The sequence below is a fragment of the Vibrio sp. 10N.261.51.A4 genome (assembly GCF_041471945.1).
In the GTDB taxonomy this organism is placed as follows: domain Bacteria; phylum Pseudomonadota; class Gammaproteobacteria; order Enterobacterales; family Vibrionaceae; genus Vibrio; species Vibrio crassostreae_C.
In genome coordinates this window covers 1-19,905 of record NZ_JBFRPJ010000059.1, presented here as the reverse complement: position 1 = coordinate 19,905, position 19,905 = coordinate 1, and the positions used below count along the sequence as shown (strand labels likewise).

Annotated in this window: 23 protein-coding genes; 7 read left to right on the top strand and 16 right to left on the bottom strand. The window is 44.8% G+C overall.

Annotation, left to right across the window (positions count from 1 at the left end):
• Positions 1-175: 175 nt before the first annotated feature.
• Both AB4384_RS13760 and AB4384_RS13755 read right to left on the bottom strand, forming a co-directional pair.
• Complete coding sequence (locus AB4384_RS13760) at positions 176-1,738, bottom strand: glutamate synthase-related protein (RefSeq protein ID WP_372129678.1); 1,563 nt, start codon at positions 1,736-1,738, stop codon at positions 176-178.
• Positions 1,739-1,964: 226 nt separating this feature from the next.
• A complete protein-coding gene (locus tag AB4384_RS13755) occupies positions 1,965-2,522 on the bottom strand; it encodes a DUF1439 domain-containing protein (RefSeq protein ID WP_017065247.1) in 558 nt (185 codons plus the stop codon).
• A gap of 162 nt (positions 2,523-2,684) precedes the next feature.
• Between AB4384_RS13755 and AB4384_RS13750 the strand changes: the two genes are divergently transcribed.
• From AB4384_RS13750 to AB4384_RS13735, 4 genes are all read left to right on the top strand, one after another.
• Positions 2,685-3,071, top strand: coding sequence for a thiol-disulfide oxidoreductase DCC family protein (locus AB4384_RS13750; RefSeq protein ID WP_372129677.1), 387 nt, complete (start codon positions 2,685-2,687; stop codon positions 3,069-3,071).
• 397 nt (positions 3,072-3,468) lie between these two features.
• A complete protein-coding gene (locus AB4384_RS13745; protein ID WP_372129676.1) occupies positions 3,469-4,812 on the top strand; it encodes an ABC1 kinase family protein in 1,344 nt (447 codons plus the stop codon).
• A gap of 84 nt (positions 4,813-4,896) precedes the next feature.
• Positions 4,897-5,442, top strand: a complete 546-nt coding sequence (locus tag AB4384_RS13740) for a glutathione peroxidase (RefSeq protein ID WP_017062212.1) — start codon at positions 4,897-4,899, stop codon at positions 5,440-5,442.
• Complete coding sequence (locus tag AB4384_RS13735) at positions 5,439-5,906, top strand: DUF3429 domain-containing protein (protein ID WP_017062213.1); 468 nt, start codon at positions 5,439-5,441, stop codon at positions 5,904-5,906. The genes AB4384_RS13740 and AB4384_RS13735 overlap by 4 nt, the downstream gene beginning before the upstream one ends.
• Before the next feature lie 74 nt (positions 5,907-5,980).
• Here the strand turns inward: AB4384_RS13735 and AB4384_RS13730 are convergent, their stop codons facing one another.
• The 5 genes from AB4384_RS13730 to AB4384_RS13710 form a co-directional block, all read right to left on the bottom strand.
• Positions 5,981-6,415 carry a GNAT family N-acetyltransferase gene (locus tag AB4384_RS13730; protein ID WP_372111803.1) on the bottom strand — a complete coding sequence of 145 codons (435 nt, stop codon included), beginning with the start codon at positions 6,413-6,415 and terminating at the stop codon, positions 5,981-5,983.
• Positions 6,416-6,566: 151 nt separating this feature from the next.
• Positions 6,567-7,181, bottom strand: a complete 615-nt coding sequence (locus AB4384_RS13725; RefSeq protein WP_102320553.1) for a LysE family translocator — start codon at positions 7,179-7,181, stop codon at positions 6,567-6,569.
• Positions 7,182-7,311: 130 nt separating this feature from the next.
• Positions 7,312-7,629 (bottom strand): hypothetical protein, encoded by a 318-nt coding sequence (locus AB4384_RS13720; protein ID WP_017070274.1) that lies wholly within the window; start codon positions 7,627-7,629, stop codon positions 7,312-7,314.
• Positions 7,630-7,704: 75 nt separating this feature from the next.
• Positions 7,705-9,141 (bottom strand): lipopolysaccharide biosynthesis protein, encoded by a 1,437-nt coding sequence (locus AB4384_RS13715; RefSeq protein ID WP_372111806.1) that lies wholly within the window; start codon positions 9,139-9,141, stop codon positions 7,705-7,707.
• A gap of 16 nt (positions 9,142-9,157) precedes the next feature.
• Positions 9,158-10,084 carry a glycosyltransferase family 2 protein gene (locus AB4384_RS13710; protein ID WP_372129675.1) on the bottom strand — a complete coding sequence of 309 codons (927 nt, stop codon included), beginning with the start codon at positions 10,082-10,084 and terminating at the stop codon, positions 9,158-9,160.
• Positions 10,085-10,400: 316 nt separating this feature from the next.
• On the opposite strand from AB4384_RS13710, the gene AB4384_RS13705 reads away from it, so the two are divergent.
• Positions 10,401-11,549, top strand: coding sequence for a glycosyltransferase family 4 protein (locus tag AB4384_RS13705; RefSeq protein WP_229648041.1), 1,149 nt, complete (start codon positions 10,401-10,403; stop codon positions 11,547-11,549).
• A 185-nt stretch (positions 11,550-11,734) separates the two neighbouring features.
• On the opposite strand, the gene AB4384_RS13700 is transcribed toward AB4384_RS13705, so the two are convergent.
• The 5 genes from AB4384_RS13700 to AB4384_RS13680 form a co-directional block, all read right to left on the bottom strand.
• Positions 11,735-12,508 (bottom strand): ribonuclease H family protein, encoded by a 774-nt coding sequence (locus AB4384_RS13700; RefSeq protein ID WP_136982855.1) that lies wholly within the window; start codon positions 12,506-12,508, stop codon positions 11,735-11,737.
• Positions 12,509-12,589: 81 nt separating this feature from the next.
• Positions 12,590-12,895: an NIPSNAP family protein gene (locus tag AB4384_RS13695; protein ID WP_136982856.1), complete on the bottom strand. Its 306-nt coding sequence runs from the start codon at positions 12,893-12,895 to the stop codon at positions 12,590-12,592.
• 62 nt (positions 12,896-12,957) lie between these two features.
• Entirely contained in the window at positions 12,958-13,287 is a 330-nt protein-coding gene (locus AB4384_RS13690) for an AzlD domain-containing protein (protein WP_050644634.1), read from the bottom strand.
• Positions 13,288-13,289: 2 nt separating this feature from the next.
• Complete coding sequence (locus AB4384_RS13685; protein WP_136982857.1) at positions 13,290-14,018, bottom strand: AzlC family ABC transporter permease; 729 nt, start codon at positions 14,016-14,018, stop codon at positions 13,290-13,292.
• A 104-nt stretch (positions 14,019-14,122) separates the two neighbouring features.
• Entirely contained in the window at positions 14,123-14,956 is an 834-nt protein-coding gene (locus tag AB4384_RS13680) for an AraC family transcriptional regulator (protein ID WP_372083968.1), read from the bottom strand.
• A 236-nt stretch (positions 14,957-15,192) separates the two neighbouring features.
• On the opposite strand from AB4384_RS13680, the gene AB4384_RS13675 reads away from it, so the two are divergent.
• Positions 15,193-15,531 carry a hypothetical protein gene (locus AB4384_RS13675; protein ID WP_017084570.1) on the top strand — a complete coding sequence of 113 codons (339 nt, stop codon included), beginning with the start codon at positions 15,193-15,195 and terminating at the stop codon, positions 15,529-15,531.
• A 64-nt stretch (positions 15,532-15,595) separates the two neighbouring features.
• Here the strand turns inward: AB4384_RS13675 and AB4384_RS13670 are convergent, their stop codons facing one another.
• From AB4384_RS13670 to AB4384_RS13655, 4 genes are all read right to left on the bottom strand, one after another.
• Positions 15,596-16,135, bottom strand: coding sequence for a lipocalin family protein (locus AB4384_RS13670; RefSeq protein WP_017062226.1), 540 nt, complete (start codon positions 16,133-16,135; stop codon positions 15,596-15,598).
• 52 nt (positions 16,136-16,187) lie between these two features.
• The gene (locus AB4384_RS13665; protein WP_017062227.1) at positions 16,188-16,655 is read right to left on the bottom strand and encodes a MarR family winged helix-turn-helix transcriptional regulator; all 468 of its coding nucleotides are present in this window, start codon (positions 16,653-16,655) and stop codon (positions 16,188-16,190) included.
• Positions 16,618-17,631, bottom strand: a complete 1,014-nt coding sequence (locus AB4384_RS13660) for a DUF2955 domain-containing protein (RefSeq protein WP_017070267.1) — start codon at positions 17,629-17,631, stop codon at positions 16,618-16,620. The genes AB4384_RS13665 and AB4384_RS13660 overlap by 38 nt, the downstream gene beginning before the upstream one ends.
• Before the next feature lie 72 nt (positions 17,632-17,703).
• A complete protein-coding gene (locus AB4384_RS13655) occupies positions 17,704-18,753 on the bottom strand; it encodes an HlyD family secretion protein (protein ID WP_372129674.1) in 1,050 nt (349 codons plus the stop codon).
• 286 nt (positions 18,754-19,039) lie between these two features.
• Here AB4384_RS13655 and AB4384_RS13650 point away from each other — a divergent pair, with 286 nt between their 5' ends.
• Complete coding sequence (locus AB4384_RS13650; protein WP_017070266.1) at positions 19,040-19,801, top strand: transporter substrate-binding domain-containing protein; 762 nt, start codon at positions 19,040-19,042, stop codon at positions 19,799-19,801.
• Positions 19,802-19,905 lie beyond the last annotated feature (104 nt).

The following is a 19,905-nucleotide window of genomic DNA, read 5'->3' as shown; positions in this document are numbered from 1 at the left end:
GATGATGATAAAACCTCAAGTTAACTTGAGGTAAAGCGATATTTTCAAAATATAGGAAATAGTTTAAAAACACTTATAAAGCAGTTGATTATGAAAGGTTTAACATAGGTTGGCATTACACAGGAAAAAGTCAGCACACCCAAAATACATTGAGTGTGCTTTATCGAAGTATTATTTACTTAAAGTGATTTAATGGACAGACACCAGAGTAAGCGACACCGGATAGCTCGGCCATTTCGCGATTCCATGTTGCCAAATCATGAGGGTTAAATTGATTCAAATGATCATGCCCACATGCCCTCGCCATCACTTGCATTAATTCTGTCGAGGCTTCAAAGAAGTTCTTAAGCTGGTTCGATGCTTTCTCGACATTCAAACGCTGACGTAAATCGGCTTTTTGAGTTGCAATACCAGCAGGGCAATTATTGGTGTTACACATTCTCGCCGCCACACAACCTATCGACTGCATGGCACTGTTTGAGATAGCGACACCATCAGCACCAAGCGCCATCGCTTTTACGAAATCCATCGGCACGCGCAAGCCGCCCGTGATGATCAATGTGACTCTGTCACTGACCCCTTGTTTATCGAGATACGCTCTAGCTCGAGCGAGTGCTGGAATAGTGGGAACACTGATATGGTCACGGAACATTTCTGGCGCCGCCCCTGTACCGCCACCACGCCCATCTAAGATGATGTAATCGGCACTGGCATCAAGCGCGAACTGAATGTCTTCTTCGATGTGATTGGCACTTAACTTAAAGCCAATCGGGATACCGCCTGTCACCTCTCGAACACGGTCGGCGAACTTTTTAAAATCCTCGACCGTGTTAAGGTCGACAAAGGTGGGTGGAGAAATCGCTGCCGTGCCCGCTTCAATGCCACGCACCTCCGCGATCTTGCCTATGTTCTTCGCGCCCGGTAAGTGCCCGCCCGTTCCGGTTTTGGCACCCTGCCCGCCTTTAAAGTGGAAGGCTTGAACGTTTTTGAGCTTAGCTTCATCGTAACCAAACTGAGCACTGGCTAATTCATAAAAGTAGCGAGAGTTCGCCGCTTGCTCTTCGGGTAACATACCGCCCTCACCGGAGCAGATACCCGTCCCTGCGAGTTCGGCACCTTTCGCCAATGAGACTTTTGCTTCTTCAGATAGCGAGCCAAAACTCATATCAGACACAAACAAAGAGATGTCCAATTTGAGTGGCTTCTTCGCTTTGGGGCCAATAATCAGTTCAGTTCCAACGGGCACATTCTCCAGCAAAGGCTTGGTGGCCATTTGCGCGACCATCACTTGAATATCGTCCCAGTGAGGCAATAGATGTCTTGGAACGCCCATGGAGGTCATTGGCCCATGATGTCCAACCTTGGATAAACCATCACGCGCCAGTTGATGAATAAACTCGACGGTAGGTTCTTCTTTGGTTGCGCTCGCAGCTGGCGACAAATCTGGCGCAGCCGCTTGAATGTGAACCTCCGGGCCTTCTTGCCCAACTTGTTCCGCTGTGAACTGTTTATGAGTGCCATCGCAGAAAGGAAGGTTGTTGGAATACTTACAGCGACAAAGGTAGGCGTCTCTGCTCTCTTCGGCGACAAAGCTTTTCGGTTTGAACCCCGTACCAGCATGAGAACCGTCACAAAACGGTTGGTTTTTCGACTTCCCGCAGGTACAGAAGTAATACTCCTCCCCTTCTGTTAGCTCCACTTTGACTGGCTTGGTATCCGCTATCACTGGATTCTTCATAGTTCGCTCACCTTTTCTTTCTTATGATTTGATGACTGAAGCGATGACTTGCTCACAAGAGTAAAGTAAAGGTGAGATACGCGGCTAATTCAATAAATAAGCCAGAGAAAACAAGCTGAATAGACAGTCTAAAAACAGAAATCTTACTGATTCAACACAAACAAAAATGGCCACCAAATCGGCAGCCATTGTGTTTTAAATCTGAGTCTAAGCTAAACGTGAAAGGTTAATCGAATAACTCGATGACCAGCTTGTTGTCTTTAATCACTAGATTAGGTTCCGATGACTTGATCAATGACTCTTGAACCTTGTTGCTGTCGAGTTTGTAAACCGGAGACTGGGACAAAGCAAAACCTATCATCGATACAGCTGGTTTGAGTAGTGTCTCTATTTCAGGCGAAAGCTGTTTGCCTTTTTCTTCAAAGCGCTCTAGTCGCAGCGACTTTAGATACACCTCGCCACTCTCCTTGTCGTATTCGGGAATCGCGCTGAACTCTAAGTCTAAATCCAACCCCATATTAGGCATATTGAACACTTGAACTTTTGCATTGGTATTCGCCAACACGGACACGCGTTGTGCATCGGCTCGACCAATTTGCACTTCTAGATCATCCACAGCCACTTGTGCGTACATCACACTTTGTACACCAACCTCTTGTTCTAGCATCACTGAGTCTTCAAGGTACTTCGTCATTTCTTGCTCGGTAATGCTGTAGCTAACACAACCACTGAGCATCAGGGCTGTCACAGCTATAATCAAACGGTTCATTAACTTTGTTGTCATTGGAGATAGGCTCTTATTTTTTAAATGCATGGAACGGATGTTACCTCGAGATGATACTGTAAATTGGTTGTCACAATAACAGTGTCGGATAACTGGGCAGAATGATCCACCTAAATGGTGATGTCGTATCAATGAGAATTGACGAAAATAGTAAGGAAAACAATGACTGCATTAACGATATTTTACGATGGAACCTGTCCACTTTGTGCAAAAGAGATGGCAGCACTGACTAAGTCTGATTCCAAAGATCAGATCCAGACCGTCGATATCTACAGTGAAGCGTTTTCAAACTACCCGCAAATAGATGCCGAGGCAGCCAATACAATCTTGCATGCACTGGACGAAAACGGAAAGCTGCTGCTCGGTTTAGACGTGACTTACCAAGCGTGGAAGCTAGTAGGAAAGGGTTGGCTGTATGCCCCGTTACGTTGGGCGATTTTTAAGCCAATGGCAGATTGGTGTTATCTACGGTTTGCCAAAAATCGATATAAGATTTCGTTTTGGCTAACCGGAAAATCACGTTGCAACGGTGACAGCTGCACAAAATAGTGTTGAGTTAAGACATGCCGCTGGCGACTTTGTAGTAAACGATGCCAAATAGGGCTGCGAACACCAATACCGTAACGGCCACTTTCAACCAAATAAATTTCATGCTTTGTCCTTTTAATTCTGTTTACTGTTCCACGCGACAAGTTAGCACAACAAAACATACGGTTGTGTAATGATTGATAGAACTTTGTAGTCATACCAATCACAGTAGGTAAGTGTCAAGAAATAGCGCAGGAAAAAAGCTGGAGAACAAGGCGGCTCTTTTCGACAAGAAGTTTAGATAAGTAGTTATTCTACAATCAAAAAATCTAACGACTTTATCGAGATTTTTAACAAGCTAGGGTGAACAGTTATTTACTACGATTGGTCTCAACCCTGATTCCCAGAGAGAACCTTTATGTCGGCAAAAGAGAGAAACCTTCCCACACATCGAATTTCTAGATTCAGTAAGTTCGCTTCGTTGGCGACAAGAGTCGCGGGTAACGTGCTAACGGAAGGCACCAAACAAATTGCACAAGGCAACAGGCCCAAAGCAAAAGACTTACTGTTAACGCCTCAAAACATTGCTCGCCTGACCGATCAACTCGCACACCTGCGCGGTGCGGCTATGAAGTTAGGACAGATGCTATCAATGGATGCGGGTGATGTCTTAGAACCAGAGTTAGCCGACATTCTCTCTCGCCTGCGCTCCGATGCCGATCCACTGCCAACAAAACAGCTCAATCAAGTGTTAGAAAGCTCGCTCGGGAACCATTGGAAAACCGAATTCCTGTCCTTCAATTTTAAACCGATCGCCAGTGCATCTATCGGACAAGTTCACCAAGCCTATAGTGATGCTGGGGACAAACTCGCAGTCAAAGTCCAATACCCCGGCATTAGAAAAAGTATCGACAGTGATGTAGATAACGTGGGCACGCTGCTCAATATTGTTGGCTTGATACCAAAGTCGGTCGACTACAAAGGCTTGTTAGAAGAGGCAAAGAAACAACTCCACGATGAAGCCGACTATGCTCGCGAAGCTGATTACGCAACTCGTTACCATGATGCATTGAAAGAATACTCTCACTTCGTCGTACCTAAGATTCATCCGCAAGTCTCTTCAGAATCGGTGCTCGCCATGGACTTCATCGAAGGCGTCACGATAGAGCAAATCGAAAGTTACGACCAAAGCACACGTGACTTTGTAATGCACAGCTTACTGGAGCTTCTGTTCAGAGAGTTGTTCGATTTTAAGATGGTGCAAACCGATCCCAATTTCGCCAACTACCTTTATGTTGAAAACACCCGACAAATTGGCTTATTAGATTTCGGAGCAACCCGTGAGTACAGTGACCGCTTCAGCGAGGGTTATCGCTTGGCCTTTTCCTCTGTCATTAACAACGATGAGCAAGTGCTCAACCGAGCTTTAGAGCAAATAGGATTCTTTAGCGAGACAATTCTTCCCGAACAACGCCAAGCGATTCTAAATCTAGTGAAGATGGCCTGTGAGCCGATGTTAGTTGACGAAGAGTACGACTTCAAAGCCAGTGGATTGGCACAAAGGCTTCGTGAAGCAGGCACCATTTTGAGCATGGAACAAGAGTATTGGCATACGCCGCCCGCCGATGCGCTGTTCCTGCACCGAAAAATTGGTGGCATGTATCTATTAGCGGCTCGCCTTGGTGCAAAAGTGAATATCAGTCGCTTGGTCGCTCCATATCTTATCTCAGAGAGCAAAATCACAACTAAAAGCGCGAGTTAATGAGACAGTAAATAATACGCAAAGTGATCATTTCATCGTGCTCAAGAGTAATAACCATTACGCCAACTAAAATGAGCCAACCCTATGAAATGTTCACTACTTTGCTCAACCGCACTGATTACAAGCCTCACGAGTTCCATCGCCTTTGCAGCGAGCTGTCCCGAAATACTTAATGGCAAACAGCGCTTGTTAAACTCAACCGAAGAAATCGCCTTGTGCGATGAGTTTCAAGGCAAAACTCTATTGGTGGTAAATACAGCGAGCCAATGTGGCTTCACTCCGCAGTTTGAGCAACTCGAGCAACTTCATCAAACCTACAAAGACCAAGGCTTCACGGTTATCGGTTTCCCAAGTAATGATTTTCGCCAAGACAAGGGAAGCGAAGAGAAGACGGCAAAGGTTTGTTACCTAGACTATGGCGTGACCTTCCCAATGATGGCGCGAGCTTCACTGTCTGGTAGCAACGCCAACCCCGTGTTTACAGAGATACAACAGCAAGCGGGCGTAACGCCTAAATGGAACTTTTACAAATTCTTGATCAGTAAAGAAGGTAAAGTCGTCGCCACCTTCCCTAGCTCCACATCTCCAGTGAGTGCCACGCTCAAAAACGCGATTGAGCAGCAGTTATGAAGGCGGATTACATGGCAACAACTCAAACCCGTAACACCATGGCCAAACTGGGGTACATGGGGTTAATTCCGTTTTTATTCGGTCTTCTCCTTTCGCTCACCGACAGCCAATTTATGGGGATAAGCGGTGAAACGCTGTTCATCACCTACAGCGTGGCAATTTTGAGTTTTCTTTCAGGGATCTTGTGGGCAAATGGCATCGAAAACTTTGAAAGCCAATCAAGTAACAAAGCACTGCTAATAAGCAACGCGATTGTGCTCATCGCTTGGCTGGCAGTATTGCTTGGCGAACAAAAAGAGCTAGTGACAACTCTGATTCTCATCTTTGGTTATATTGCGGTTTGGCGAGCTGAAAGGACGATGAGAGAAGAGAACCAGAGCCAAGGTCCTGATGGCTACTTTGATATGAGGACTCGGCTGACCTCTAGTGTCGTGTTAATGCACGGTATCGTGATGCTAACCTAGAGCTACGAGATTGTCTTTGAAATGTGAGCCTTTGATTTAGTTAAGCGCCTTTGTTAAAAACCGTTAGCAACAATCTAGATGATGAGCTTCATCACTAACCTCGGCTCATCATCACCAAAGTAGTTGTCTTCTTGCTTGATGGTAACGAACCCCATCGATGCATAAAGCCCACGAGCCGATGTGTTATTTGGGTCTACAGTGAGCAAAAGCCTAGCATCTCGAGGCAACTGCTCAATCGCCTGTTGCATCAGTTTCCGGCCAACTCCCATGCCACGATAATTCTGGTCTACAGCCAATGATAGGACCCAAAACTCATTCTGCTTGTCTGTGGTTGTCGTTAAGGCATAGCCAGCAATCTTTGAGTCTTGCTTAGCAACCAATAAACCTTTTCCCCAGCAATCAAAGGCCTGACGAAAGAAAAACAGCGGATAGGCGTGAGCGCCAAACAAAGCATGTTCAAGCTGGTAGATATCAGCCAGTTCTTGTTTTTCCGCACAAACAACATTCATAGATAGACCTCATTTAAACCGAACCTCAAGTTTAAACATGCAAACTCAAAGGTGCTATTAATAATATATCAACAGCCTAAAGGCTTACGAACTACCTTAACGAAGATGCCACTTAACTAACGCCTGAGGAGTAGATTAGGTTACTTATGTTTTACTGTCGAATAACCAACAAATTTGCGCCAGATAACGCAAGAAAAACCGAGCACGCTTTGTTGAAACGTTTTGCCATTTGTGGCTTAGAGAACCAGTTTCTGAGGTATAAGCCAAATGCCGCGTAGATCGATATCGCGAGCATTTCTAACACTAGAAAGGTGCTACCTAAAACAAAGAATTGAGTATTTACGTTCGCTGAAACATCGACAAATTGAGGAAGGAATGCAGTGAAAATGAGTATCGCTTTTGGATTGCCAGCAGCGAGTGCAAATTCTTGTTTAAACAGACCAAACCAATTCTTATTTCGTTCGATATCCACGACCGGACTGGCGTGTGAGCGCCATAGGTTGAACGCGATCCACAACAGATACATCGCGCCAAATAGTTTGATCAGGAAAAACAGCGTTTCAGAAGTATAAAGCACAACCGCTAAGCCAGATGCAGCCAAAGCAATCATGCCAGAAAAAGCGAGGATTCTTCCTAGGCCTGCGACAAAGGCGGCCTGAAATCCGTAACAACGGGCGTTGTTCATTGATAACAAATTGTTTGGGCCCGGAGTCATGTTGAGCGCAAAACAAGCGGGGATAAACAGCAGTAACTTCCAGATTTCCATTGGTGCTTCCTAATTGCCAAATGCCGTGATTATAAAATCCTTAAACAATGTCTTATCGTTTATAACAGCATTTCATATCTTTTGTAACTGCATAAAAAATAAGCACCAAATCTATACAGTAAATTTTCAATCAGTTCTCAAAAAACTGTTCGTACTCGGGTGTCGCTAGATTTTCGGCGACACCAATCTCACCGACGAAATAGATAGCGCTCGCAATTGTATCTATCGTTGGGTTTGATTCTCGCTCTGGGAAGTCGCCAACAGCAGGAACAGATTTTGGCGCAGACACCGAACTACAAACAAGGCTATTACATACCCTGTTTTGATTTTCTAAGGAGATAGCTTCAGGAACGTCAAAGTGCTGAGTGAGTACGTCGTGGTTAGACAATTCAGACGAAGCGTACGATAAGGTTGAGAATAGAGCTGAGAGCACAATCCACTTGTTCATGTATCTTTCCATTGATGGCATTCATTGAATTTATAAAAACTATCGGATCTCACACATTATGAACAGTGTTTTATTTTAATTTGCGTGAGACTGCTTACCCAGCATCAACTTGTCGAGCAGAGCTTGCGGGACAACGATCACTGAGTATTTAACAAAGGCCACCAGCGCGATTACACCAACAGCCGATCCAAGAATAAAGTCATGAACATCAACCAGCACCAAGCCAAGAACTCGATCACTAATGATGGCAAGTATGGCGATACTCAGCGCTGTCATCCATTTACGATGCTCGTAAGGCAAGTACTCCATTTTTTGGCTCACGATATAGAGCAGTGACAGTCTCACGGCATAAGTGCCACAAAGCACCACCACAACGCCCCACACTCCATAAATCGGTGTCACAACAAAATAACCAATCGCAGCTAGAATCGCACACCCGCCTTGTATCCACATTTGCGATTGGCTTGAGTGACCGCTGAAACAGCCAAGGTTAAGGTAATCCCCAGCGTTCTTAATCACACCAATCGCCAAGAGTGCCACGACAATCGTGCCTGCATATTGATAACTGCTTGGCAAAATCAAAGTAATAAAACCAGGTACAGTAAGGATCATCAAACAACCGAATACAATGGCCAGATTAACACCGACTAACGCCCTATCGGCACACATCTTACTGCCACCCGGCTGTTGAAGCATCGCCACACGGTTTGGAAACCACCAAAGCGCGTAAGGCTGCAACAACAGACCAAGAATCAACGCGAACTTTCCGCTAACCGCATAAATCGCGAGTTCTTCGACACCGACGAAGCTTGCCATTACCCAGCGGTCGAGCCCCATGATCATATACATTGATGCACCGCCAACCAGAACGGGCAGTCCGAATTTTAAGATCTTCGCCGAGTATTTGAAGCAACCAAAAGATCCCATCTCTTGCCATTGATAACGCACTAAACAAACCATTAGCAACACACTGGATACCGCAGCTGAAATCAACACGCCATCTATACCGTATCCAGCCTCAAGCAAAACAAAAGTCATGATGGCTTGAACACCGGCTTTCAACACATTGAGCATGCAAAAACGTTTCGCCATCGCGTTCATACGCATCAGCGTTAGCGGGATAGAAATCGCCCCATCGAGCATGGTAGGAATAAGCAGAAGCAGTATCTGGTAAGGCTGGAATTCAACTGGCAACATTAAGATTAACAACGGCATACTGAGGGCAATCAAGGCGCCCCCAAGCACGCACACCAGCACGCTCAATGTGAAGCAGTTCGAGACGAGCTTTTGCTTTTCATCACCTTCGGCGACACCCACATAACGATACATGGCATCGACAATACCGAAGCTGAACAATATCGTCCCAATGTCTGCCAGCAAGACAATGGCTTCTAAGGAACCATACTCTGCCAACGTCATATTGTGCGTAATGTACGGGATCATCACCAATGAAATCCCTTTCATCATTAATATACCGATGGCGTAGTAAGCCGACTGCTTTAAAGAACCCATAGTCGTCACCTTTTCCTTACCAAGCTGGCTTTAGGAAACTTTTACAGTCTCCAATTAGGTGTCGCAATGTGCGTTTTTGAGGTGACATGACCAAAGAACGGAAACTGTAGGCAATAGCCTGTCTATTCTGTTGTAAACCTCGATAATAGTCAGCATAACCTTCCAGTATTCTCGCCTTTGCGATTTTGAAGCTAGAAGTGGGTAGATTCCATCGTTGACTGTCATTTTGGTAATGTTGAAGAATAGTCTCTATAGACTGCAAATTTCTCAATTTAAGACTTTCAGTTTGGGTAACAGAGCTCGCTCTCATCAAGTAGCCAACCTGCACCGAGTTCAACACACCGATCTGATGGTTTTCACTCATTCGAAGCCACAGTTCCCAATCTTCCCCATACTTGATGTCAGCATTGAAACTGTCTGTTTGAGAAAACACATCCGCTTTCACTATGACCGTTGATGTTCCAATCACGTTATTTTCTATGATGAACTCCAACGGGTTCTCGATATTGATGAACAGCTCATCTTGATCTTGAAACTGCGACCAGTAACTAAAGCAGTCGACTATTACTTGGTAATCTTCAGTAAGATGCTCGTAGTTAGTAAAGCTCATCGCGAGATCAGGGTAACGTTGATGAAATTCGAGTTGGCGCTCAATTTTTTCAGGAAACCAGAAATCGTCTGCGTCTAAAAAAGCGATGTATTCACCGGTCGCCTTTTCAATCCCTAGGTTTCTCGCTTGAGGCGCACCAACACCCAATGTGGACAACGTAATAATGCGTTCATCGTCTATAGAAGCAAGATACGTCGACGTTCCGTCGTTACTGTTATCGTCAATGACAATCAGCTCAACATCTTGGTGAGACTGCTTTAGTACACTGCCAATCGCTTTCGGCAGGTAATCCAAACAATTGTAGGTAGGAATAACAACACTTACTTTAGCCATAATGACGCCCTGAGATTTATACATTATATGGCTAACGTTGCACGTTCTATGCCGAGAGTGTCTTGCTACGAAATCAGCTCTATATCAGTCACCTACACGCCTATTCTCAAAATGACGACCAAACACAGATGTTCAAAAAAACTGCAACTCCAATTTGATTATCAATTTGAGAAAACGAGCTACCTCTTAAGGGGTAACCTTCGAAAAGCAATCAGAAAGCCCTCCAAAGCTACGATTCGATCTTGGTTCGTATCTTGCTTTATTGGTTATTACCTTGGCTTGATAGCTTTAGTCATATGGATTTGAGGAGTAAGGAATGAAGAAAGTAGCATTTGTGGCGCCAACCTACCCAGTACTCAGTGAGACCTTCATTCAAACAGAAGTCGACTCTGTGAAAGCGTGTGGGCACGATGTTTGTGTAATGACGTTCAAAATTGAAAACAGTGAAAAACAGTTCGACTACGACATTGTCGAAATAGGTAAAAATGTTCGGAAGGGTAAAGTCGCCAGCATTAACTGGATAGGTTTCATCAAGGCTGTCTCATTTATTTCTAAGCAAACCAGCATGCCGAAAAAGTCACTGTTCGCTTATGGGTTTAAATTAGCGCTGCAACTCGCGGAAAACGACGTCGAACACGTACATGCGCATTTCTGTCAGCACACCACAGCTCACGCCATCGTCGCGGCAAAGCTGCTGAATATCACCTGTTCGTTCGTTGCTCATGGTCATGATGTTTACGAGTTCGCTTATGACATTGAACATAAAATCTCATCGAGTGATTTTGTGGTTGCAGTGTGTAAAGACATGCTTGCTGACTTCAATACCATGGCGAAAGGAAACATTAAACTCTTGCATTGCGGAGTTAATACCAAACAGTTCCAACTCAACCCAAAAACCGAAACGAAGCAACTTCGCTTTATTTTCCTTGGCCGATTAGTGGAGCAAAAAGGTATCCACCATCTTATTGATGCATTGGCGCCGATTGCCGAACCTCTCGACATTCATCTCGATATCATCGGTACTGGCGATTTAGAGCAACAATTAAAGTTACAGGTCAAAGAGCAAGGGCTCACTCGAAACGTGACCTTTCTTGGCGCTAAGCCTCATGAATGGGTGAAAGAGAAACTATCGAATTATGACAGCCTAATCGCGCCCTTCTGTTTTTCCGAAACCGGGTGTGTGGATACAGGACCACTGGTTTTAAAAGAAGCGATGGCCGTAGGAACGCCAGTTATTACCACCAACATCATGGGATGCAAAGAGATCGTCTCACAAGAGACAGGTTTTGTGGTTGGCGAAAAGAATGTGGAAGAATTAAGAGAAGCGATTGAGCGTTTCGCGCAACTAAGCAGCAACGATAAAGCATCGATGGGGTTAAAGGCACGTGAGAGAGTGAAAGACAGTTTTAATTCGATCAAACAAGCTCAGCAATTATCTCGTTGGATAGAGAACCCAGCTCAATAAGGATTAACTCAGGCAGTAAGCATCACAAGGACTGCTACGCCTCACAAGAACGACTAAGCACCATAAGAAAACGGAGCACCACAAAAACAAAAGAGCGCTACATCAATTTGAAATGTAACGCTCAACTTAGCACTGCCCAATGATCGCGACTTATGCTTTCAGTAGCTTTTCATTAAGAAGCCTAACTAGCCTGCTCGCAGTGCCAAAATAGACTCAATATCGTCGATGTCACGATATTGAGCGAGTTGTTGCTCTTTCGATGAAATAGCCACAATCGACATTCTATCGGCCAGTTCGTTACCTTCAATACCAACGTGACCGTTCACATGGTAGATGGTAATTTTTGAAGCCAGTTCTTGGTAGAGCGCATACGCAGGCTTAATAATATCGAGGTTTTTGATCTCACCGCCAGACTTGGTCCAGCCCTTTTTCTCCCAACCCGTTGCCCACTTAGTAATACAATCAATTGAGTACTTAGAATCACAATAAATCGCAACAGAGAGGCCCGCGTTTAACTTCTCTTTCGCGAGAATAAACGCTTGCTTAAGCCCATGTAATTCGGCGGTATTGTTGGTACCAACAGGTTGATACAAGCCATACCACAATTCTGTTAATTGGTTGTTTCGGTATACCGCTAAACCCGTCCCCGCTTCACCGGGGTTTGGTTCACAAGCACCATCGGTAAAGATCTTGATATCAAAAGGCATATCAGTGATTTGCTGCTCCGAAAGAGGCGGCACCTTGGCTTTCGTCGCCTTACCCGCAGAGTTTGGCTTTGTCGCTGTAGAACCTGACGCAGACGACGTTTTACCACCGAAAGCAGACTCAGCCTCGCCTAGTGTTGGGAACGATTTATATCTCGCACCAGCAAAGCCATCGACTTGAGACTTACAGTCATTCCAAGTGGTAAAAATACCCGGTGTACGACCTTTCCAAACCACATAATATTTCTTAGCCAAACTAACTCCTTACCAAAACCTAAACACACAAACAGTGAATCAGTACATTAGATGCCACCACGCTATACGTTGCAAGGTCTATCACTCTAAAACAGGTCTAAAAAAGCTGCGTTCATAACTCACGATGCAATCAACTTCGTCTGCAAATTCAAACGCTTTAATACACTCGGCATCGTTCAACGATTTAATCCGATACTCTTCATAGGCAGCCAAACTTTCAAAGGTAAACAGCGCCAAGGCAATATTGTTCGCCCCTTCCGACGGTAAAAAATAACCATTGTGTTGGCCCCCGAATTTAGCGACCAGAGGAATCCACATTTTTGCGTATGCCTCAAACTCATTTACCTTTTTAGGATCAATCACATATCGAACAGAACAAGTAATCATATTTATACAGCCCTTAAATAATAGGAGAAACACAAAGCCTAAGTTGACATTGAAGTTGAAGCTCACGAGAAAAGGTAATCAACCGCGACAAGGTTATAGAACAAAAACACCGCCATGCTAACGCCGATCGTTAGTAGCACATTGCCTGTTTTCCAAATCAATAAGCCAGTCACCACCGCGCCTATCAAGTATGGGTTTTCAAGGCTTGGCCAAAATGTTTGTTCAGGAGCAAATACAATTGGCCCCCAAATCGCAGTCAGCACCGCTGGGCTTGAATAGCGCAATAGGCGCCTTGCGGTTTGATTGAGTCGAAGCGGGATTGCAGGCTCAAGAAACAAATACCGGCTAAAGAAAACAATCGCAGTCATGAGTAATATCGTTAACCAAATCATCTCTATTTCCCCTCCACGATTGTCTTGTTACCGTTGTTTCGCTCTTGGAACGACTCGCTGAAAAAGCCCGCTAACATACCGGCGATCACTGCAATCATTAGCCCGCCCTCAATATTGTTAACCGACATGGCAACCGAAGTGACCAATGAAACCACAACACACACAACGACGGGTAGAGTTCGGATTAATGGGAACACCAAAGCGATAAAGGTTGCTGCGACCGCGAAGTCGAGCCCAATCTCATTAAGCGAAGGAATTTGGCTTCCCGCGACAATGCCGACAAAGCTCGCAATATTCCAAACGAGATAAAAACCGCCGCCTACACCCGCAGCATACCAGCGATTAAATTCTTTCTGAGACTGCCCACTACAAATCGCGAACAGCTCATCGGTGAGCCAAAATCCGAGTAATAGACGCCAACGCGCAGGAAGATGGCTAATTTTGTCACGCATCGATACGCTATACAGAAAGTGTCTTGAGGTGATGAACAGTGTGGTCAACAACATAGTGCCTAAACCAATACCCGCTTTGAACATACCCGCAGCGACAAGTTGCGCTGAGCCAGCAAACAAAATAGCCGACATCGCTTGCGCTTGAAGTTGATTCAATCCGGCATCTATCGCATATGAACCGGCTAGAATTCCCCAAGGGATTACCGCAATACTCAAAGGCATTCCCGCTAAAACGCCTTTCCATAACTGTGTTCGTCTATCCATTGTTTCACTATCCATATCATTCTTTTCTCTCTTTACATTCGCTATTCAATGTAAGAAGAGTGGAGTCGGTTCGATTGTACAAACTTGCTCGATTTCGCGAACCAATTAAGGTGTCCGATTTAGAGCATTTTAATGTATTGCCCCGGCGTGTAGCCATTGGCCTTTTTGAAGTGTCGATGAAAATGGCTTTGATCATGAAAGCCACACTCTTGCGCTGTATCTGAAATGGTATGTCTTTGTTTCAATAACTTACGCGAAAGCCTTAACCGAGATTGGATTTGATACGCATGTGGCGGAAGACCAAACTCTTTTTGAAAAGAACGCACTAAGTGAAACGGGCTCAATGCCGCCAGTTTAGAGAGTTCTTCTAGAGACACATCGGCTTGTGGAAAGTCATCTAAGAACTCTTTCACTAAGACAAGCTGGCGCTGAGTTTTCCCATCGAGTTGAGGGTTAAGCGGCGATTTTCCGTGTCGGCTAATCAGTTTAACCAACATTCCGTACATCAAGGTTTCTCTTAACAAGCGATTGTCAGATTCATCAATCGTGTTAAAGACTAATCTCAATTGATTGGCGAGTTCAGGATCTTCAACAACCGCTCTTGGGAAGTAAGGCGCCCCGTAATTGGGTAGGTTTAGCTCTTGAGTGATCTTGGCAAGTTGATCTGGGAGTGGATACATGGCTCGATACGCCCAACCGCCTTCAGTGGCAGAGTGACCGCTATGGACTTCGTCGGCATTGACCAGAATAATCGCATTTTGTGGCGCAATATGATGTCCGCCCGTTCGATAGAAACGCTGAGCGCCCTGCTCAATAACCCCAAGCGTATAGCCCTCATGGCTGTGGCGCGAGAAGTTCTGCTTTTCGTATTCAGCATTAAGGGTTTCAAGGCCACCGAGCTCTTCTGTGATCTTATATTCGGCCTTTTCTTTAGAGCGTTTCTTGTTCTCCATAACAATTCCCAAGCCTGTTGATTATCGAGCGACTTATCAGTCTACTCTATAGTCTCTTTCAGCTTTTGTACAAAATTGCGCTTTTGTTTGTTAATACTGTTTTTGTCGTTGGCTTAATAACGCTCTCTAACTGGGAGGAAAGTCTTGGTCTATAAATAGTTGGCGAATAATTGACAATAATTTAATTATACATGCCAATACTGTCTTCAAATCATCGGCAATAGACCTGATACACCATGAAAAATACGCTAATCCTTTTCTTTTTCCTGAGCCTTACAGGCTGTACGCACAATCAATCCAAAGCACTGAGCATGAACTCCTCGTCGGTTAATACATACCCACAATCGATGTCGAACCTGCAACTGTGCGACACCTTGTATTACGGGCGCTCAAGTAACCAGACACTGGCCGCTATTGGCAGTGAATTCAATCGAAGAGGATTATCCAAGAGTTGGTGTGACACCGAAACCAACAAGCTTTATCTAACAAAGACAATTGATTGGGTTGCTGACCAAGTAGAAGACAAAGAAGATTCAGAGGAAGAAGCGTCGGCAGTGGTGTTGCCAGCGAATTAGAACGGGTTAGCAATGTTGTTTGCTTATTAGCCGAGCTACCTAGTCAGGACTAGCCGAACTTACTTTATTGTTCAGGCACATCATTGATATGTTGTGACACACGAACTAGCTTACTGGTTTTAAAACCCATGCTCTGCGCCCGTTCAATCAGCGAGTCTAAGTCTTGTTTGGTGAACTCTGCAGTGCGATACAAGATCTGTAAGGTATTTTTGGTAGGACCCACCAACAAAGCCTGAGTGTAATCTTCATTCAAGAAAATTACCTTTCTCTGCTTCTCATAAGGGCTATTCGCTTCGACTGAAAACCACGCTTCGGTTTGAGAGCCCTTAAATGTTGCGGCTTGTTCTTTGGTCTTCCACTCATTCTTTTTCGCGTTGTAGCCTCGAGTTGTCAGCTTAAGATTACCGTCAGATTCAAATAAAAAGCTAAACGACAAAGAACCGAGCTTTGATTGCAATGGATGCGGGATAAAACAAGCGGAATACCATGTACCAGCGAAGCGTTCGGCATCAAAGTCAGAGGCGGGGATTTTAGACGTAGGTTTACTGCCACGAAACGTAAACAACAGCTTAATCATTAGCATCGCTAATATTTTGTATGTCATGTCACTTACTCTTTATTCGATTGTTATTAGACCCACACCTTCGATCGCATAATCAGTCGACGAATTGGTCTGTTTTTACAAGCTTAGCCAACAAGGTCTGTAACTGCTTGGATTCGTCTTCACTCAACGCACTCTGAAACTGCTCGCTGATACTATCGACCATAGGCTCACAATATTCGGCAAGCTTCTTGCCCTCTTCCGTTAAAGAAAGAAGTTTTACCTTTTTGTTCGTTTCACTCTTGCTGGCCTCAATAAGGTTCAGCTTAATCGCGTTATCAACCAAACGCTTGGTCACAGAGCGATTTCGAAGCAAGTAATTGGTTAACTCTTGCTGAGTGATTTTGCCATGCTTATCTAACACTCGAAGCGCACCAAACATCTCTAGAGAAATGCCCGAAGTGGTGCCCATCTCAGCGGTGACTTGAGCTCGAAACTGTTTGTAAGCAAAGCCCATTAAGAACATAGGATTGCTGTCGAGTGCATCAATTCCGGTGATGGATAATGCTGGTTGATTTTCCATATATAATTCCTTGGCAGACCACTAATAATACCAACACGATGGACATTAACTCTGCACGAAAGTAGGTATCTTGCAAACCAAGATCGGTTGCTGAAACATAGAGTTGCAATGGTAGCATAGTTCCTAACATCGCTTCAGTATGCATACCTCGCACGCCACCACGACTGCCGCTGATCCAAATTGCTATCATGGTCACCAAGCTTGTTAGTCCAATGATATACACCCAATTATAGGAGTGTTGCCCCGCTAACAAGGTTACGAAGACCAACGCCAATGCACAACCACCAACGTGGGCTTGTAAACAGTTTTTCACCACCATTTGATAGTTCATGCGTTCACTTTGCGCAGCCGCAATAATCACAGGCATCATACAGAACGTCGCGGCAATCAAATCGACCATCATCAAAAATGCTAAACCAACTCCAAGCATGACCACATATATCACTCGCTGCTGGTACGTCACAGGAACACTTTGCATTGGCAGCGGCGACATCGCTTTGGGCGGCTTTAAGAACAGCATCACAAATCTCACCACAACCATGGTCGTCACCATGCTCACTGCTATATCGCGAACCCAGTCCGTCATCGGCATTGGGCCATGTTGTGCAAACACAATCACCAAAAACCAATTGAGCAATGGGATGTAGATTTTCCCAAGTTTGGCAGGCGTGTCGGCCCACCTTCTTGCTAAATCAAATACCCATAAACTGATCCCCCAAACCACTGCCGGGTGTGAGGCAAATAACTGATCGACAAGCAGAGCCACACAAGCGACACCCAAGATAGGGAGAAACGCTTTGAGCATACCTCTCACTGAGTAGTCGTTAATCTTGGTCGCCGCCATTACCGGATAAAGAGCGAGGTACGCCGCAACACCTAGCTGTAGCCAAAGTTGAGCCAACATACCCAAAGACACGATAGCGCTGATCCAAGCTACTTCAGACCAGTTAATCGGGCCTCGAACTTCGTTATTCATAATCTGCCTCTTAGGTCGTAAATCGTTATTTCGTCAGTGGGTAGTCAGTTAGTCGATGATTGAAGAGCACAGTTAAACTAGGTAACGAATGCGAGCTAGCACTTCCATCCATGCACTTCCGATCACATCCCAAAACGTCGCTTCAGGCACCACCATCACGCTCACTTTAGAGCCAGAGAACAATGAGTGATCAAGTGACGGCAACGTTACTTGTGTACGCACTTTTTGTTGGTCTCGAATCCAGCGATCATCATTCACGACTTTCGCGAGGCCGCTGTTGTCGCTGCTCGCATCATAGATAGCCAGTTCACGACCTTGAATATTTCCCTCAAACACCTCACCAGGCATTGCATCAAACACCAAACGAACGGTTGTTCCCGCAGTCAGATTTGCACTGCCCTTTTCGTTGAAGTCTGCGTTAATCCAAGCATGCTGGCGATCAACCAAAAACAAAACGGGGCTGCCAGCGCCAACATAGGTTCCTGAGTTAAGGTTGAGATTGCTGATTACGCCATCAACAGGCGCGACGATTGTCGTTTTGCCCAAATCCAATTGCGCCAGTTCAACGCGAGTTCGAGCAACAGCCAAAGCACCGTTGTCGCTGCTTTTCTCAAGCTCAGCTTTTATCTGCTCAATATCGGCTTGCGCAGCTTCGACGGCTTGCTGTCTTACAATCGTGTCCGATCGGCTATCGTCTAGCGTTTCTTGGCTAACAAGTTTTCTCGAAATCAATTGCTGGTTACGCTTCAATTTTCTCTCGGCATTCAGAGCTTCGTGTTGGCGCTGACGTAACGTCGCTTCCGCGCCATGCAAGTGCTGCTTGCTTGCTTCATAGCTTTGCTCTGCTTCAACCAAAGCCGCTTCAGCCTGAGTTAACGCCAATTCAAAACGAGTTGGATCTAAGCGAACTAGCAGTTCCCCTTTTTTTACATCCTGACCATTCTTAACAGCCAACTCCACCACTGGCGCCGACACTTCTGCAGCAATACGGCTGGTTGGAATGTGCAATTGAGCTTGAGTTGTGAACGGCGCAAGGTTGTCACTTGCCACCAAGAAAAGAGCAAACAAGGCACTGGTGCCAAGTGTTAGATAGAGCATCCATTGATACGCTTTATTAGCCATAATGTTTCACCTGCAACAAAATAATGCGCTCATTGTATTGATTTTTGTTTCAGATGCAACATAAATCAAAGGTGAGTATCTTAAAGATCTTGCGAGAAGTACAGCAAGCTACTGTTTATGAAAGATATAAATAGAAATTTAGATAAGAAAAAGTCGTGTAGTTAGTTTGGGAAGCAAGAGTTCCAGAAGTTATCTAATGCCTTTGCTCACAATGATATGCATTAACACTGATATTCTTTAACATTTGATTAACCAACTTATCCATTAAAACTATAAGGAAATAAAAATGAAGTGGATATTTGTTGTATTCGTCAGTGTTTTCTCAGTATTTACTTACGCAAAAGATTGGAAGCAAATCCGATTTACGGTGGAAGGAGCATACCCACCATTCAGCTGGACAACGCAAGATGGTGAATTAGAGGGGTTTGAAGTCGATTTAGCCAACGCCTTGTGTGTCGAATTAGAAGTAAAATGTATCATCTCAAAAACTGACTGGGACGGGATTATCCCTTCGCTTTTAAGCCGTAAAAACGATGCAATTATAGCGGCTATGACAATTACCGAAGAACGTGAAAAGAAAGTTAACTTCACGATGCCTTACGCTAAAGTTCCCACTCGTTTTGTCATGGAAAAAGGGCGTGAAATCAATATGGATGACGGCAGCTTAAATGAACTAACAATTGGAGTTCAGCGCGCTACCATTGGTGACAAATACCTTTCCGAGATCTACCCAAATGTAGATATCAAGCGTTATGGATCATTCGACGAAGCCTTTACCGATTTACTCAACGGGCGCCTAGATAGCGTGTTTGGTGGTTCTATGGGACTCAATACGGGCTTTCTTGAAACGGAGCAAGGTAAGGACTACCACTTTACGGGTCCTAAATTTACAGAAGAAAAATGGTTCGGGCGTGGTATTGGTGTCGCGGTACGAAAACAAGATAATGAACTCAAAGATCTTATTGATGACGGTATCCAGCGCTTGATCGACAATGGTCAGCATCAAAAAATCGCAAGTAAGTATTTTTCATACAGCATTTACGAATAGTTTGGTATGCAGTGTGGACTAAACTAATTGCGAACTGTGTTCACTTTAGAAAGCATCAGATAGCAAAAAGCCGCTCATAAAGAGCTAATGCCGATCGTTTAAGA

Bases quoted from the DNA above. Each gene is read 5' to 3' on its own strand.
- AB4384_RS13760 (WP_372129678.1), bottom strand. From the start codon at position 1,738: ATGAAGAATCCAGTGATAGCGGATACCAAGCCAGTCAAAGTGGAGCTA.
- AB4384_RS13755 (WP_017065247.1), bottom strand. From the start codon at position 2,522: ATGACAACAAAGTTAATGAACCGTTTGATTATAGCTGTGACAGCCCTG.
- AB4384_RS13750 (WP_372129677.1), top strand. From the start codon at position 2,685: ATGACTGCATTAACGATATTTTACGATGGAACCTGTCCACTTTGTGCA.
- AB4384_RS13745 (WP_372129676.1), top strand. From the start codon at position 3,469: ATGTCGGCAAAAGAGAGAAACCTTCCCACACATCGAATTTCTAGATTC.
- AB4384_RS13740 (WP_017062212.1), top strand. From the start codon at position 4,897: ATGAAATGTTCACTACTTTGCTCAACCGCACTGATTACAAGCCTCACG.
- AB4384_RS13735 (WP_017062213.1), top strand. From the start codon at position 5,439: ATGAAGGCGGATTACATGGCAACAACTCAAACCCGTAACACCATGGCC.
- AB4384_RS13730 (WP_372111803.1), bottom strand. From the start codon at position 6,415: ATGAATGTTGTTTGTGCGGAAAAACAAGAACTGGCTGATATCTACCAG.
- AB4384_RS13725 (WP_102320553.1), bottom strand. From the start codon at position 7,181: ATGGAAATCTGGAAGTTACTGCTGTTTATCCCCGCTTGTTTTGCGCTC.
- AB4384_RS13720 (WP_017070274.1), bottom strand. From the start codon at position 7,629: ATGAACAAGTGGATTGTGCTCTCAGCTCTATTCTCAACCTTATCGTAC.
- AB4384_RS13715 (WP_372111806.1), bottom strand. From the start codon at position 9,141: ATGGGTTCTTTAAAGCAGTCGGCTTACTACGCCATCGGTATATTAATG.
- AB4384_RS13710 (WP_372129675.1), bottom strand. From the start codon at position 10,084: ATGGCTAAAGTAAGTGTTGTTATTCCTACCTACAATTGTTTGGATTAC.
- AB4384_RS13705 (WP_229648041.1), top strand. From the start codon at position 10,401: ATGAAGAAAGTAGCATTTGTGGCGCCAACCTACCCAGTACTCAGTGAG.
- AB4384_RS13695 (WP_136982856.1), bottom strand. From the start codon at position 12,895: ATGATTACTTGTTCTGTTCGATATGTGATTGATCCTAAAAAGGTAAAT.
- AB4384_RS13690 (WP_050644634.1), bottom strand. From the start codon at position 13,287: ATGATTTGGTTAACGATATTACTCATGACTGCGATTGTTTTCTTTAGC.
- AB4384_RS13685 (WP_136982857.1), bottom strand. From the start codon at position 14,018: ATGGATAGTGAAACAATGGATAGACGAACACAGTTATGGAAAGGCGTT.
- AB4384_RS13680 (WP_372083968.1), bottom strand. From the start codon at position 14,956: ATGGAGAACAAGAAACGCTCTAAAGAAAAGGCCGAATATAAGATCACA.
- AB4384_RS13675 (WP_017084570.1), top strand. From the start codon at position 15,193: ATGAAAAATACGCTAATCCTTTTCTTTTTCCTGAGCCTTACAGGCTGT.
- AB4384_RS13670 (WP_017062226.1), bottom strand. From the start codon at position 16,135: ATGACATACAAAATATTAGCGATGCTAATGATTAAGCTGTTGTTTACG.
- AB4384_RS13665 (WP_017062227.1), bottom strand. From the start codon at position 16,655: ATGGAAAATCAACCAGCATTATCCATCACCGGAATTGATGCACTCGAC.
- AB4384_RS13660 (WP_017070267.1), bottom strand. From the start codon at position 17,631: ATGAATAACGAAGTTCGAGGCCCGATTAACTGGTCTGAAGTAGCTTGG.
- AB4384_RS13655 (WP_372129674.1), bottom strand. From the start codon at position 18,753: ATGGCTAATAAAGCGTATCAATGGATGCTCTATCTAACACTTGGCACC.
- AB4384_RS13650 (WP_017070266.1), top strand. From the start codon at position 19,040: ATGAAGTGGATATTTGTTGTATTCGTCAGTGTTTTCTCAGTATTTACT.